This is a genomic window from Pseudomonadota bacterium, assembly GCA_022361155.1.
Lineage (GTDB): Bacteria > Myxococcota_A > Polyangia > Polyangiales > JAKSBK01 > JAKSBK01.
The window spans coordinates 1-13,618 of record JAKSBK010000254.1 but is presented as its reverse complement, the minus strand read 5'-3'; the positions used below and the strand labels follow the sequence as shown (position 1 = coordinate 13,618).

At 63.4% G+C, this 13,618-nt stretch carries 15 protein-coding genes; 5 read left to right on the top strand and 10 right to left on the bottom strand.

Annotated features, from left to right (window positions below):
* From MJD61_09440 to MJD61_09430, 3 genes are all read left to right on the top strand, one after another.
* Positions 1-769: hypothetical protein (locus tag MJD61_09440; protein ID MCG8555493.1), on the top strand; the 769-nt coding region annotated here is incomplete at its 5' end.
* A 265-nt stretch (positions 770-1,034) separates the two neighbouring features.
* Positions 1,035-1,439, top strand: coding sequence for a hypothetical protein (locus MJD61_09435; GenBank protein ID MCG8555492.1), 405 nt, complete (start codon positions 1,035-1,037; stop codon positions 1,437-1,439).
* 77 nt (positions 1,440-1,516) lie between these two features.
* Positions 1,517-2,914 carry a sodium:solute symporter gene (locus MJD61_09430; protein ID MCG8555491.1) on the top strand — a complete coding sequence of 466 codons (1,398 nt, stop codon included), beginning with the start codon at positions 1,517-1,519 and terminating at the stop codon, positions 2,912-2,914.
* A gap of 132 nt (positions 2,915-3,046) precedes the next feature.
* Here the strand turns inward: MJD61_09430 and MJD61_09425 are convergent, their stop codons facing one another.
* Positions 3,047-3,853 (bottom strand): TatD family hydrolase, encoded by an 807-nt coding sequence (locus tag MJD61_09425; protein ID MCG8555490.1) that lies wholly within the window; start codon positions 3,851-3,853, stop codon positions 3,047-3,049.
* Positions 3,854-3,917: 64 nt separating this feature from the next.
* On the opposite strand from MJD61_09425, the gene MJD61_09420 reads away from it, so the two are divergent.
* Complete coding sequence (locus tag MJD61_09420) at positions 3,918-4,106, top strand: hypothetical protein (GenBank protein ID MCG8555489.1); 189 nt, start codon at positions 3,918-3,920, stop codon at positions 4,104-4,106.
* Between the two features lie 89 nt (positions 4,107-4,195).
* On the top strand, positions 4,196-5,347 hold the full coding sequence (locus MJD61_09415; protein ID MCG8555488.1) for an iron-containing alcohol dehydrogenase: 1,152 nt from the start codon (positions 4,196-4,198) through the stop codon (positions 5,345-5,347).
* Positions 5,348-5,424: 77 nt separating this feature from the next.
* On the opposite strand, the gene MJD61_09410 is transcribed toward MJD61_09415, so the two are convergent.
* The 9 genes from MJD61_09410 to MJD61_09370 all read right to left on the bottom strand — a co-directional run.
* The gene (locus tag MJD61_09410; GenBank protein MCG8555487.1) at positions 5,425-7,182 is read right to left on the bottom strand and encodes a Na(+)/H(+) antiporter subunit D; all 1,758 of its coding nucleotides are present in this window, start codon (positions 7,180-7,182) and stop codon (positions 5,425-5,427) included.
* A gap of 138 nt (positions 7,183-7,320) precedes the next feature.
* Complete coding sequence (locus MJD61_09405) at positions 7,321-7,650, bottom strand: hypothetical protein (GenBank protein MCG8555486.1); 330 nt, start codon at positions 7,648-7,650, stop codon at positions 7,321-7,323.
* A 2-nt stretch (positions 7,651-7,652) separates the two neighbouring features.
* A complete protein-coding gene (locus MJD61_09400) occupies positions 7,653-9,128 on the bottom strand; it encodes a monovalent cation/H+ antiporter subunit D family protein (protein ID MCG8555485.1) in 1,476 nt (491 codons plus the stop codon).
* Positions 9,125-10,600 carry a monovalent cation/H+ antiporter subunit D family protein gene (locus tag MJD61_09395; protein MCG8555484.1) on the bottom strand — a complete coding sequence of 492 codons (1,476 nt, stop codon included), beginning with the start codon at positions 10,598-10,600 and terminating at the stop codon, positions 9,125-9,127. Before MJD61_09395 ends, MJD61_09400 begins: the two co-directional genes overlap by 4 nt.
* A complete protein-coding gene (locus tag MJD61_09390; protein MCG8555483.1) occupies positions 10,597-11,001 on the bottom strand; it encodes a cation:proton antiporter subunit C in 405 nt (134 codons plus the stop codon). The genes MJD61_09395 and MJD61_09390 overlap by 4 nt, the downstream gene beginning before the upstream one ends.
* A 2-nt stretch (positions 11,002-11,003) precedes the next feature.
* Positions 11,004-11,423: a Na(+)/H(+) antiporter subunit B gene (locus MJD61_09385; GenBank protein ID MCG8555482.1), complete on the bottom strand. Its 420-nt coding sequence runs from the start codon at positions 11,421-11,423 to the stop codon at positions 11,004-11,006.
* A 32-nt stretch (positions 11,424-11,455) separates the two neighbouring features.
* Complete coding sequence (locus MJD61_09380) at positions 11,456-11,998, bottom strand: DUF4040 domain-containing protein (protein ID MCG8555481.1); 543 nt, start codon at positions 11,996-11,998, stop codon at positions 11,456-11,458.
* A gap of 42 nt (positions 11,999-12,040) precedes the next feature.
* On the bottom strand, positions 12,041-12,358 hold the full coding sequence (locus MJD61_09375) for a monovalent cation/H+ antiporter complex subunit F (GenBank protein ID MCG8555480.1): 318 nt from the start codon (positions 12,356-12,358) through the stop codon (positions 12,041-12,043).
* Positions 12,359-12,536: 178 nt separating this feature from the next.
* Positions 12,537-13,618, bottom strand: a 1,082-nt coding sequence (locus MJD61_09370) for an NAD(P)(+) transhydrogenase (Re/Si-specific) subunit beta (protein MCG8555479.1), incomplete at its 5' end; no start/stop codon positions are given.

Below are 13,618 nucleotides of genomic sequence, written 5' to 3'. Positions count from 1 at the left end.
CGTCTACTTCAGCTTCCGCACGCGCTGGTGGGTGCTCGACGGGGGAACGCACGTGTTCGGTCAAGTGCGTCCCTATCAGGACGACGACGTGCAGGAGCTGCTTTCGGCCGGTGTGGTCCAGGGCGACTTGAACCGCAACGGCGTCTACGGCGCCCGGGTCGGCCAACCGGTGGCGTTGCTGGTGCCGGGCGCTCCCGAGCGAAGCTACTTGATCGCGCGTCTGCGCGGCACCATGGAGGGCGAGCAGGTGCCCGGCAGTCGCATGCCTCTCGCGAACCAGCCGCTTTCGGTGGCCGAGATGCTGGCCTTGTTCTGCTTTGTCGAGGGCATGGATCCAAGCGGTCAGAAGCCGAACTTGGCGTCTGCCATCGACTATGCGGGTTGCTCCTACTCGCTCAACCCCGACAGTCTGAATCTGCTCGGGTCGGGCGTAACCTGGCAGCATCGGATCAGGAGAATCCTGGAATTCAACTGTGGAGGCTGCCACTCGGGCACCGATCCACAAGCCGGATTGGTGCTGAAGCAAAGCGGTGCCGGCGGTCAGGTCTATGCGCGTCTCCGAATGGCATCCAATCAGGTGCCCGGGCTCAATCTGGTCGAGCCCGGGTTGCCCGCCCGGAGCTACTTGTGGCTCAAGTTGACCGGAGACCCCAGCATTGCCGGCGCCCCCATGCCGCTCAACCCGCTGACAGGACAAGGCATGCTGTCGCAGGCCGAGCTCGACGACATTCGCGTCTGGATCGAAGCCGGCGCTGTCGAAAACCAGTAGGACCCCGCTGTGGGGGGTCGCGACGCCTTGGGCCGGGCGCCGGGAGCGCGCTGCTTGCGTTGTGCAGAATTGGAGCTAGTGTGCACAACGCTCCGAGGCGCCCAGCGACCGAGACACGCCTGCCATGCGACTGTGTTCCATTGCCTGTTGTGTTGCCGTTTGCCTGACTATCGCAGCGTCCTCCTGCGCGCGCTCAGAGCGGACAGCGAGCCAGCCGCCGCCGCCGTCGCAGAAAGAGGCCAGCTACTCGCCTTTCGAGGTCGTAGTGCACGGCAACCTGCCGTACGACGTCATATCGTTCAAGGACGTAGGTCTCGAGCTCCAGAGCAGCGAGCAGCAGCTGGTCTACGAGACGATCGCGGAGTCGTTGTCCCTGGAGCTGCCCGCGGCACACGGGGGCAAGGTGGTCGCACAGGCGCGCTTCTCGCCTGCGCTGGACAAACACGCGGACCATCTCGACTGCGAGGGCAGGCACGTGTACGTGGACATGTGGCGGCCTGGGGGCAGGGGCTGGGGTTACTCCCTATGGTCAGGGTGCAGCGAGGCAAGCAACTTCGCTTGGGAGGAGCTCCCTCGCAGCGACGCATCGCGGATCGAGCAGCTTACGCGACCCATCGCCACGTCCCTGGAGCAAGCTACCAGGACAGCCTGCTTCACCCGACATTGTTAGCTCGTGGCTTTTTTGTAGCTCGCTGAGCGGCAAGCGCCTACCGTGCGGGCGTGGGTTGGCTCTCGCTCGTTCCACCCGTGGCAGCCATCGGCCTCGCGATCGCGAGCCGGCAGGTCTACCTATCGCTGTTCGTCGGCATCTGGCTCGGCTGTGCACTGCTGGCCTCGGGTGACCCCGTTGCCGGCTTGGGGGCGGCCATCGAGGCCTGCGTACACGTGTTCGCCGATGCGGGCAACACGCGTGTCGTGCTCTTCAGCGCGCTGGTGGGTGCCCTGATCGCGCTTCCCGAGCACTTCGGTGCAGTGCAGGGCTTTGTCGGCTGGGTCACCACGCGCGGACGGGTCACCACGCGCCGGCGGGCCATGCTGCTGTCCTGGCTGCTCGGCACGTGCATTTTCGTCGAATCTTCCATGACCGCGCTGGTCAACGGCTCGGTATGCCGGCCCGTGTTCGATCGCATGCAGCTTTCGAGGGAGAAGCTCGCGTACCTGTGCGATGCAACGGCTGCCCCCATCTGCCTGCTCATTCCCCTCAACGCGTGGGGCGCCTACATAGTCACGTTGCTCGCGGCCGAGCAAGTCGCCGATCCTGTTTCTGCGCTCGTTGCGAGTGTCGCCTTCGCGTTTTACCCGATGTGCGCCATCCTGCTGGCCCTGTACAGCGCGCTCAACGGTCGCGACTTCGGTCCGATGCGCAGGGCGGAGGCACGCAGCCGCGCAACCGAACCGGGTGCGGCCGAGCCGGCTTTACAGCTGCAGGGCGGTTCCCAAGAGCAGGGCGGTTCCCAAGAGCAGGGCGGTTCCCAAGAAAAGAACGGCGCCGCCCGGGGTTTCGTCCTGCCCCTGTTTGCCATGGTGCTGATGATGCCCATCGGGCTGTGGATCACGGGCGAAGGCCAGATCATGCGCGGCTCTGGGTCCACCTCGGTCTTGTGGGCCGTGCTCACGGGCATTGGCGTGTCGGTCGTGGTCCATTTGGTCGCGCGCGACGCAACGCTCACGGAGCTAACCGAGGTTGCGTTCCGCGGGGTCGGCAAGCTGGTCCCTCTGGCCGCGCTGATGGTCCTCGCCTTTGCGATCGGTCAAGTCACCCGGGATCTCGGCACCGGCAGGTACGTGGCGTCGCTCGTTCAGGGTAATGTGGCCAGCGCCTTGCTGCCGATGCTGGTGTTTTTGCTGTCCGCTTTCGTGGCCTTTTCGACCGGGACTTCCTGGGGAACCTTCGCGATCATGATTCCACTCGTGGTACCGCTGGCCCGCATGACAGACGACGGCGGCCTCGCGCTGTACGTGGGCGCTGCCTTGAGTGGCGGAGTCTTTGGCGATCACTGTTCGCCGATCTCCGACACCACGATCATCTCGTCCATGGCTGCCGGCACCGACCATATGGATCATGTGGTGACGCAGTTGCCGTACGCACTGGCCGCGGGTAGCGCGGCGGCGGTGGGTTACCTTGCTGCTGGCGTGCTGTTGTAGCTGTAGCTGGTGTCTTAACCGCGGAACAAGACGAGGAGTTGTGCGAAGTATGAAGCAGCAAACCAGAGGCGGTTTGCTCGAGCGGAGGCTTGAGCACCACAATGGAGCGATGAGCTTGTTCTTTCGCGGGCCCTAAGGCTGCACGCCAAACAGCGCCTCGAAGTTGGCGGCGAACTGGCGTTCCGCTTCCGATTCGTTAACGCCCCACAGCTCGGCAGCATAGCGCAGCGTGCCGCGTACGTTGCCTGGTTCGTTGGCAACGCCCCGCTCCGGGCCTAGATAGGGACAGTCGGTTTCGAGCAGCAAGCGCTCTCGGGGCAGGGTCTGGAGCATGCGCGTGAAGCTCTGGGAGCGGCGCGCAGTGGCTGGAATCGAGAAGTACTGGCCAGGCTCGTGTGCGATCGCGCGCGCGAGCTTCACCTTGCCGCCAAAGCAGTGCCAGTTCACGCGCTGCGCACCTTGTTCCTGCAGGATCTCAAAGGCACGGCGTTCGCGCTTGCGCGAATGGATGATCACGGCCTTATGGTGGCCTATGGCCAGCCGCACCAGGGTCCGGAACACGTCTTCCTGCTTGGGCCAGAGAAACTCCGGAACCCAATAGCCATCGAGGCCAATCTCGCCGATGGCGAACGCTTCGTGTGCGTGCTGCTCGAGCCAGCTAACGCCCTGCTCGGCGCTGAACTCCGTGTCCTGTCGAGGGTAGTCGACGTCGTGGGCTCGCATGTCCGACAGCACGACGTCAACCGGATAGAATCCCAGTGCCGGCTTGACCAGCGCGTGCTCCTTGGCCAGCTCGAGCGTGGCTTCGTTATCGGCTGGATTCAGCCCGTTGCTGACGACGCTGGACAGCCCCGCTGCGTGCGCGCGGGCGACCACTTGCGGCAGCTGCTCGTGCAGCGCGCTGTGGGTCAGATGGGCGTGTACGTCGGCGAGCGCCATGGGCGGTGTTCGGCCCCGATCAATGCGCTGGGCAGCGTGGCCGTGCAAGCGATACCATGCGAGCGTGAGCTCAGAAAGGCGATACCCGCGTTACCGTCCAGGTGTCTACGACTGCCCGCGCTGCGGCGCCGAAGGCTCGCTGATCAACGAGCGTGCGCACCCCACCGGGCGGCCCTACGTCATCTTGACCTGCAGGCGCTGTGGCTTTGCGCAGACCTTGAAGCGTCTGGATGGCGGGTATCCTGGAGCTTGAACGAGGATGGGTACGACGGCCCCGAACTTCGTTGCGGGTCATGCGGGAGGGCTTGTATCCGTGGTCGGCTCGGCTACAGTGGTGACGCCATGTGCGTGATCTGGAATTTCCCCACGCGGGTGGTTTGCGGTGTTGGAGCGGCCCTGCGGGTCGGCGACGAGGCACGTTCGCTGGGAGTGGACAGCGTGCTGATCGTGACCGACCGGGGCGTGAACGAGGCTGGAGTGCTGAGCGACCTGCATCGGGGACTGGCGCAGGCGGGCGTCGCCAGCTCGCTCTTCGATGACATCAGCAGCAATCCGGTCGAGGACGAGGTGTCTGCAGCTACGGAGGCCTACAAACAGAGCGGCGCCGGCCTGGTGCTGGCAGTGGGGGGAGGTAGCGTGCTCGACGTGGGCAAGCTCGTCCGTCTGTTGGTTGCTCATGCACCTCCCTTGGCGCAATACGACGATGCCGTGGGCGGCGGCGCGCTCATCGTGGATCCCGTGCCTCCCATGATCGCGATCCCGACCACGGCGGGCACAGGAAGCGAGGTGGGGCGCGCGGCCGTGGCGACGCTCAAGGCCAACAACAAGAAGACCGTCTTTTTCGCGCCGATGCTGTTGCCCAACGTGGCCCTGCTCGACCCAGCCCTGACGCGCAGCGTGCCGGCACGATTGACCGCCGCGACCGGCTTCGACGCGTTGACCCACGCCATCGAAGCGTATTGCTGCTGCATGGATCATCCCATGGCTGACGCTATCGCCTGCGAGTCGATCCGACTGATCGTCGCGAATCTTCCCCGTGTGCTGCAAAACGGTGGCGACCTGCAAGCGCGCGCTGCCATGCTCAAGGCGTCGATGATGGGTGCGGTCGCGTTCCAGAAGGGCCTAGGCGCGTGTCACTCGTTGGCTCACCCCTTGTCTGCAGAGCACGGGTTGCACCACGGACTGGCCAACGCGCTGTGTTTGCCCTCCGTTTTGGACTTCAACCGCGAGGCGGCAGCTGCCAAGCTGGCCCACATAGGCAATCTGTTGGGCGTCAACGGTGGCGACGAGGTCAGTCTTGCGGCCCAATGCGCAGATGCGATTCGTTCCCTACGCCGCCAGGCCGGTTTGCCCGACGGGTTGGCGGCAGTCGGAGTGCAAACCAGTGATTTGGAGCGTCTCGCAGACCTGGCCTTTGAAGATGCATGCCACAGAGACAACCCGCGTCCCTGCAGTCGCGACGATCTGTTGAGTCTGTACCGCGCCTCGCTTTAGTGTAGCGGCCGTATCGGCCGGCACAGACTCCTCCGAGCTGCAGCTCGGCGCTTGGTTGGACCCGTACGGGTCCGTCCTTACCAGTACGAAAAGAGCAAGTAGACCCCCAGCAGCGCGGCGGTCCAGAAGGCCGAGGCACCCGTATGCCAGGGTTCGCCCAGCAGACCGCGCGGCCCGTAATGCGCGTCCAGGTGACGAGCGTAGTAGCGGCTGGCATCGAACACGCCCTCGCGGGCCACTTCGATCAGCCCCGCCGTGATGCGGCCTGCCAAGAGCAAGGGGACGGCGGCGACTCGCCGGTAAACCCAGTCGAAGTCGAGGTTGGTGGAGCGGAGCTCGGGCGCCTCCAACCCGCGCAGCTCCATCCAAGCGAACGCAAGCACGGCGAACAACACGAGCTGCAGCTGGCTCACGACATGGGACACGGTATAGGGGTCGTAGTGCGCCTCGTAAGGCAAAAGGGTGTAGAGCGTCTGGTGGGGGAAACACCCGGCCGCCACACACAGCACGGAGGCGAGCCCCATCGCGATCAGCATGTTGAGGGGCGCCTCCTTGCAGCGCAGACCGTGATCGTGGGCGAAGAATCCCCAGTACGGGATCTTGATGCCTGCGTGGTGCAGCACGCCGGCCGAAGCAAACAGCAGCACGAGCCACAGCCATGGATGGCCTTCATCCAGTGCCGCCGCCATGACCATCGTCTTGCTGACGAAGCCGCTGAAAAGCGGAAAGGCCGAGATCGATGCCGCTCCGATCAGGCAAAAGACGGTCGTTGCGGGCATGGACTTGTAGAGCGCTCCCAACTCCGACGCGCGGATTTCTCCAGTCCGGTGCAGGATGGCGCCCATGGACATGAAGAGCAGGCCTTTGAAGAACACGTCGTTGAAGGCGTGCGCGACCGCACCGTTGATGGCTAGCTCGCTGCCCAGGCCGACACCGACGACCATGAAGCCGATCTGGTTGATCATGCTGTAGCCCAGCACCCTGCGCAGATCGTTCTCGATCACCGCATAGAAGATGGGAAACATCGTCATGACGGCCCCCACGTAGATCAGGGCCTTGACGCCTTCACCGACCGCGAGCAGCTCGCATCCAGGAAACAGGCGTGCTAGGGCGTAGACGGCGACCTTGGTCGTGAACGAGCTCATCCACAACGTACCCGTCGGAGTGGCTTCGGGGTACGCGTCGGGGATCCAGTTGTGAAGCAGCGGAAACGCGCACTTGAGCCCCACGGCACCGAGGATCAGCGCGCCGCCGAGGTCGTCGACCACGGCGTGAGGATGCATGCCCGCGGTCAAGAACTGGTCGAGGGCAAGGGAGTCGCTCGGGCTTTGCGGATCGAAGCGCAGGACGACCCCTGCAAGCAGCGTGACCCCCGAGGCAACCTGGATGACCAGGTAGCGCAACCCCGCACGGTACGCCCGGTCGGTTCGGCGTGCCCAGATGAGAAACACGGAAGAGACGGCCAGCAGCTCCCAGAACAAGAACAGCGTCAGCAGGTCGCCGGCAAAGATCGCGCCCATCCCGCTGCCTGCATAGATCAGGCCCGAGGCGTGCTGCAGGTCGTCCTTGACGTGCAGGGAGTAGAGGATGGCGACGACTGCGCCCAAGTGAAAGAGGTAGCCGAACAGCAGGTTGAGCCGGTCGATGCGGTAGATGCACAGGTCGAGCCCGGCGACCCCGATCGTCCACTCGGATCCGGTCTGTAGCCCGAGCAGGTTCACGAGGCTCAGGGCCGGCAGTGCGAGCAGGAAGGCGCTCTGAAGCCGGCCACGCACAAGCGGCGCCACGAGCGCGCCCGCAACGAGAATGAGAAACGGTGGCAGCTCAGGCGTCATAGGGCCCGCGGAAGAACAACTCGCGTGTTTCGGTGAGGACCGGGCGCCGCTGGCGAGGCGCGCCGGCGAGGAGTATTGGGGATACTTCGAGGGGGAGCAACATAGCCAGCGGCGGTCAGAACCGGCGAAATGGATGAGTTATTCTTCCGCGGGCCCATAGTAGCGTTCGTCTCGCATGACCGCTCTTCGCAAAACCTTGGCGCCCAGAACGATCAATACGTAGGCGGCGAAACCGTAAGCGGCGTAGAAGGCGAAGACCCATTCCCAGGGATGTTGCGCGTGGGCGAAAACCTCGCTCGGATGCTCTGCGTGTTGCCGGAGGAAGGGATCCGAAAGCACCACCAGCGCGCAGGCGGCGTACAACACACGCCGGAGCTTCTTCACGTTTTCCGGATTGTCGAATACGTGACGCCGCTGGTCTGCGCGTTTCGGTTCCTGCGACGTGTCGTCCGGCTGAGTGGGCGTCATGGTCAGCCAGGGCTCCTTACGATCGGCGCGAGCAGAGCGTGAATGCTGTCCGCGAAGAAGAAGATCAGCAGCGATCCCACGGCCGTGATGGAAAGGGGCAGCAGGCACAATACGGGTGCTTCCTTGGCGTCTGACTCGGGATGGCCCGGCGTTGCCTTGGGAGCGCGGAAGAATGCCTTCGCGGCGACGGGCAGCAGATAGCCGATTCCGAGCAGTGAGCTCAACATCAGCACGCCGACAAAGACGATGTGATGGCTCTGAGCGGCTCCCAGGGCCAGAAACCACTTGCTCCAGGCGCCGCCAAAGGGCGGCAGGCCGATCAGGCTCAACGAGCCCAGCAAAAAGGCGCTCATGGTGATGGGCATCTGGCGGCCGATTCCGTCGAGCTCGCTGACCTGCGTCTTGTGGGAGGCGACCATGATCGCTCCGGCGCAGAAAAACAGGGTGATCTTCGCCACCGCATGCATGGCGATGTGCAGGCCTCCCCCCACAGCTCCTGCCGGAGTAGCTAGCGCTGCCCCCAGCACGATGTAGGAGAGATGACTGATGGTGGAGTAGGCCAGCCGCTCCTTCAGGTTATCGCGACCGATGGCGATGACGGCGGCTATCAGCAGGGTCGCCGAAGCGGCATACATGAGCCACAAGGACAGTCCCGTCCGGTGCAAGTAATCGAGGCCAAAGACGTACACGGTAACCTTCAGCACGGTGAACACGCCCGCTTTGACAACCGCCACGGCGTGCAGGAGCGCTGAGACAGGCGTGGGAGCAACCATGGCGTTGGGCAGCCAGCGGTGGAAGGGCATCAGCGCGGCCTTGCCTGTGCCAAAGGCATACAGCGCGAGCACAAGCCCCGCGTCGGCATCGCTGAGCTTGTGCTCCAGAATCCCACCGAGGGCGAACTCCATGGTGCCGGCGGCAACGTACGTCCACACGATAGCCAGCAGCAAAAACCCGACCGAAGTCGAAACCAGGATGCCGAGATAGACCCGGCCGGCCTTCTTGGCCCGATCGCTGCCGTGATGCGCCACCAACGGGAACGTGGAAAAGGTCAGGGCCTCGTAGAACAAGAAGAGCGTGAACAGGTTGGCTGCGAATGCGATGCCCAGGGCTGCCGAAATGGCGAGGCAGAAGAACGTGAAGAAGCGCGTCTGGTTCTCCTCGTGGTGGCCGCGCATGTAGCCGACCGCGTAGATGTGCGTGAGCACCCACAGTCCGGACGCAACCAGCGCGTACAACATGCCGAGAGGCTCTACTTCGAAGGCCAGCTGGATCCCTGGCAGCACCTGCATGACCTCGAGTCGAGGCGTCGCGCCGGCGGCCACTTCGGGCACCAGCGTGGACACACACGCGAAGGTCAGGGTCGACACCAGCGCCGCCCCCGTATCCCGCACGTTCCGGCTGCGGCCGGTGAGCACCACAAGGGCTGCAGCGACCACCGGAAGGAGCATCGCAGCCGCGATGGCAGCCTCCGGGGTCATGGCCCGTGCCCGAAGAGTTGTTCCGCGGCTGCCCTGGCCACGCCCACCGTCAGATCGGTGGCGAATCCAAAGTAGATCGTGGCGCCGATGAGGGCCCAGGTGGGCAGCAGCATGGACAAGGGCGCCTCCTGGATCTCGCGGCCTTCAGGCGGAGGTTTCAGGTAGGCAATCTCTACGATGCGCCACACGTAGACGACGGCAAGCAGCGAGCTGAGCAAAACCAAGAATGCTACCAGATACCAGCCTTGCTCCAGCACCGCGGCGATGAGGTACCACTTGCTTACGAACCCCACGGTGGCCGGCACGCCGATCAGCGATAGGCCCCCTACGACGAAGGCTGCCATCGTCAGGGGCATGCGCCGGCCAAGTCCGGCGTAGCTATCGATCCGATTGCAGCCCACTTTGAAGCCCACGCAGGCGACTACCAGGAAAAGGCCGCCCTTCATGAGCGCGTGGTTGAACAGATGAACGAGGCCTCCTGTTAGACCGGCCACCGTTCCCGTGCTTAGCCCCAGTGTCATGTAACCTATTTGTGCCACGCTCGAGTACGCCAATAGGCGCTTGATGTCGTCCTGGTGAATCGCCGCGAGTGATCCAACGAACATCGCTGCCAGCGAGAAGGGCACGAGAAGATAGTGCAGATGGAGCGTATCGAACACGAATGCCACGCCGAAGAGCGTGAACAGCACGCGAACCAGGACGTAGTAGGAAACCTTGGTCGCCGTTGCCGACAGAAAGGCCGAGACCATGCCGGGGGCGTAGGTGTACGCGTTGGGCAGCCACTGGTGGAGCGGAAACACGGCGAGCTTGATGCTCGTTCCAATCACGATGAAGGCAAAGGAAACCATGATCGTACGCGTTCCCATCACCGGTGGCAGCCGCGCCGTCAGGTCCTCCATGTTAAGAGTACCCGTCATCTCGTACATGAAACCGATCCCAATCAGCAGGAATGTGCCTCCTATGGTGCCGAGCACCAGATACGCGTAGGCCGCGATCAGAGCGCGCCTGCCTTGCCCCATGGCGACCAGTGTGTAGGCGGACAGCGACGAAATTTCGAGGAAGACGAAGACGTTGAAGGCATCACCGGTAATGGTGATGCCCAGCAAGCCGGTCAGGCACAGCAGAAAGGCCGAATAAAACAGGTACTCCTGGCCCCGGACTCGGGTGACGTCGCGCGCGCCGCGCCCAAACGGAAGCACGACCGCGGCGATCGTCGATACAATGACCAGCACATAGGCGTTGGCGATATCGACCCGGTACTCGATACCCCAAGGCGCCGCCCAGCCTCCCAATTCGTATTTGATTACACCGCTAGTTAGCACCTCCTTGAGCAAGGAACCGGATACGAAGAGGCAGCCCCAGGCAACCCCTACGGCGAAAGTATGTACCAGGTGCACGTTTCGAAGCAGAAGACAAAGCGGTGCCGACACGAGGGGCAAGACGACCTGGATCGCCGGAAAGTGTTGGGTCACTGTGGGCTCTGATCCTTGGCCAGGATCTCGTCCTCTTCGACGGTGCCGTACTCTTCGCGAATGCGCACCACCAACGAGAGCGCAAGCGACATGGTTGCGACGCCAACCACGATCGCCGTCAGCATCAATACGTGAGGCAGCGGGTTTGAATAGACCGCGCTCGAAGGCTCGGAGGGATCGCCTTCGGTGAGAATCGGTGCGGTTCCGCCCTGGACCTTGCCGATCGAAACGTAGAACATGATCACGGAAACCTGAAAGATATTCAGACCCATGACCTTTTTCACGAGGTTGGTGCGGGCCATGACAATATACAGGCCCAACATCATGAGCACTACCACCAACCAGTAGTTCCACAGGCCGAGGGGAAGCGACGTCAGGGAAGCGGCCGTGACGGGACTCATGGTCATCCTGCCCTTCCAGCGAACATGTAGAAGATCATGGTCATGGCGGAGGTCACGGTGATCCCAACGCCGGCTTCAACCAGCAGGATCCCCAGGTGCTGGCCGTGGGAGGGATCGTGGGCGCTCAGGGCGCCGTAGTCGAGGTAATTGGCACCGAGCAGCAGCGATACGATGCCAACGCCGGCATAGAGCAGGACTCCGAGCGCACAGCCGACCTCGACCAAGGCGGCCGGCACCACCTTGCGGCATTCTTCGAGGCCGAAGATGAGTCCATACAGAATGATGGCAGCAGCGAAGATGACCCCGGCCTGAAAGCCTCCACCGGGCCCAAAATCGCCGTGGAACTGCACGTAGAGCGCAAACAGCAGGATGAGTATGATGAGCGGCTTGGAAACGACTCTCAGAATTGCATTCTCGTGCATGCGCATCGAGTGCGGGTCGGTTGGCTGGTCGCTCATGGCGAATTCGCCTTGCCGGGCTTGCCTCGCCGCCGCAACAGCAACGTGATTCCCACCGCCGCTGTAAAGACGACGGTCGTTTCGCCCAGGGTGTCGTAACCGCGGTAGCTGGCCAGCACGGCGGTCACCACGTTGGGAATATGAAAGATCTCGCGCGTTCCGCGGATGTACTCGGGAGCCACATGGTGGTGAATCGGGGCGGCTGGATCGCCGTAGCGGGGCATGTCCAGTGTCCCCAGCAGCAGCGCTGCGCCGGTCACGCCGACGGTCAGGATCGGGACGATTCTCGGCGACTGGTGCTTCTCATGGTCCGAGGTCAGGGCGAGCGTGCCGAGCATCAAGACGGTCGAGATGCCAGCCCCGACCGCCGCTTCGGTAAACGCTACGTCTACCGCGTCCATGAGGGTGAACAGCCCGGCTGACAGCAAGCTGAAGATGCCGGTGAGCATCGCCGCCGCGAACAGGTGATGCAGTCGAGCGACCAGAAAGGCAGTCGTGATCAGAAAGCAGAATAGGATGGCCTCGAGTGGGATTTGCATGGACTCTAGGGCGTGAATCGACTCCCTTGGGACCCGGGGTCCTCAGGCTTCCCCGCTGCGAGTCGAGACGGCCGGGTTGGCTTCAGCGGAGCTTCTGGTGCGATCGTCGGCCAGGTTGCGGAAGCGCGTGAACTTGCAGACAGCTACCACGCCGATGAAGTTGATGAGGGCATAGACCAAGGCAAGGTCGAGGAAGTCGGGACGGCCGGTTAGAAAGCCGGCTACGGCGATCAGCAACACGGTCTTGGTTCCGATCATGTTGGCCGCCAAGATCCGATCGAACACGGTGGGCCCCTGGGCTGCCCGCACCAGGGCCAACAGCATCGTCGCGACGATGGCTAGGGCGGCAGCCAGGTACACGGCTAGCGGCCCCCTCCTAGATGTCCTCGGCGGGAGGAATGAGCCGGATCGCTGAGGGCCGGGCATTGCCCGGCGCGTTCGCGCGACGAAGGACATGCAGAGCATATTCGAGGAGCGCGGACGGCGCCGTGCGGCGTTCAGAACCGGCGAAATGGTTTATGACTTCCGCCGATGACATCTAGCTTACTTGGCTGACCAGGCTGTCCACACTCTTCTTGGCGTCGCCGAAGAGCATGCGCGTGTTGTCGAGGAAGAACAACGGGTTTTCGACACCGGCGTAACCTGCGGCCATGCTGCGTTTGAAGACGACGACGCGTTTGGCGTGCCAGGCTTCGAGCACCGGCATGCCGTAGATGGCGCTCGAGGTGTCGTCCAGCGCCCCCGGGTTGACGATGTCGTTGGCTCCAATGACCAAGACCACGTCGGTACGGTCGAACACCGGATTGATCTCCTCCATCTCCTGCACGATGTCGTAGGGCACTCCCGCCTCGGCCAGCAGCACGTTCATGTGACCTGGCAACCGGCCGGCGACCGGGTGGATGGCGAAGAGCACCGTGCAGCCCCTTTTTTTGAGCTTCTGACACAGATCGTAGACCCCGTGCTGGGCACGTGCGACGGCCATACCGTAGCCCGGCACCACGATCACCTGCTTGGCCGCCTTGAGCTCTTCGGCCAGCCCATCGGCCGAGGTCTCTTGGATCTCCCCCTGATCCTCGCCGCCCGCGGCGGGTACGGCCCCCTCCTGCGTGCCAAAGCCACCAAACACGACGTTCATGATCGAACGGTTCATGGCGCGGCACATGATGATAGAGAGAATGGCGCCGCTCGAGCCTACTAGCGCGCCGGTCACGATCAGTAGATCGTTGGACAGGGTAAAGCCCGCTGCAGAGGCGGCCCAGCCGGAATAGCTGTTGAGCAGCGAAACAGCGACCGGCATGTCTGCGCCGCCGATGGCCATGACCAGGTGCCAGCCCAGGAACAGGGTCAGGCCCGTCATGATCAAAAGGTAGTTGAGACCCTGCTCGACCGGAAGCTGCAGAAAGGGAAAGACCAAACCGATCGATCCCAGCGCCACCAACAGGTTGAGCACGTGTCGTCCGGGCATGAGAAGTGGCTTGCCTCCGATCGTGCCGCGCAGCTTGGCCCAGGCCACAACCGAGCCGGTGAACGTGATGGCGCCCACTGCGACGTCGATCCAGATCTCGACGCGGTGAAAATCCTGGGCGGCCCCTTCGAGCTTGTGCTCCGGATGCAAATACG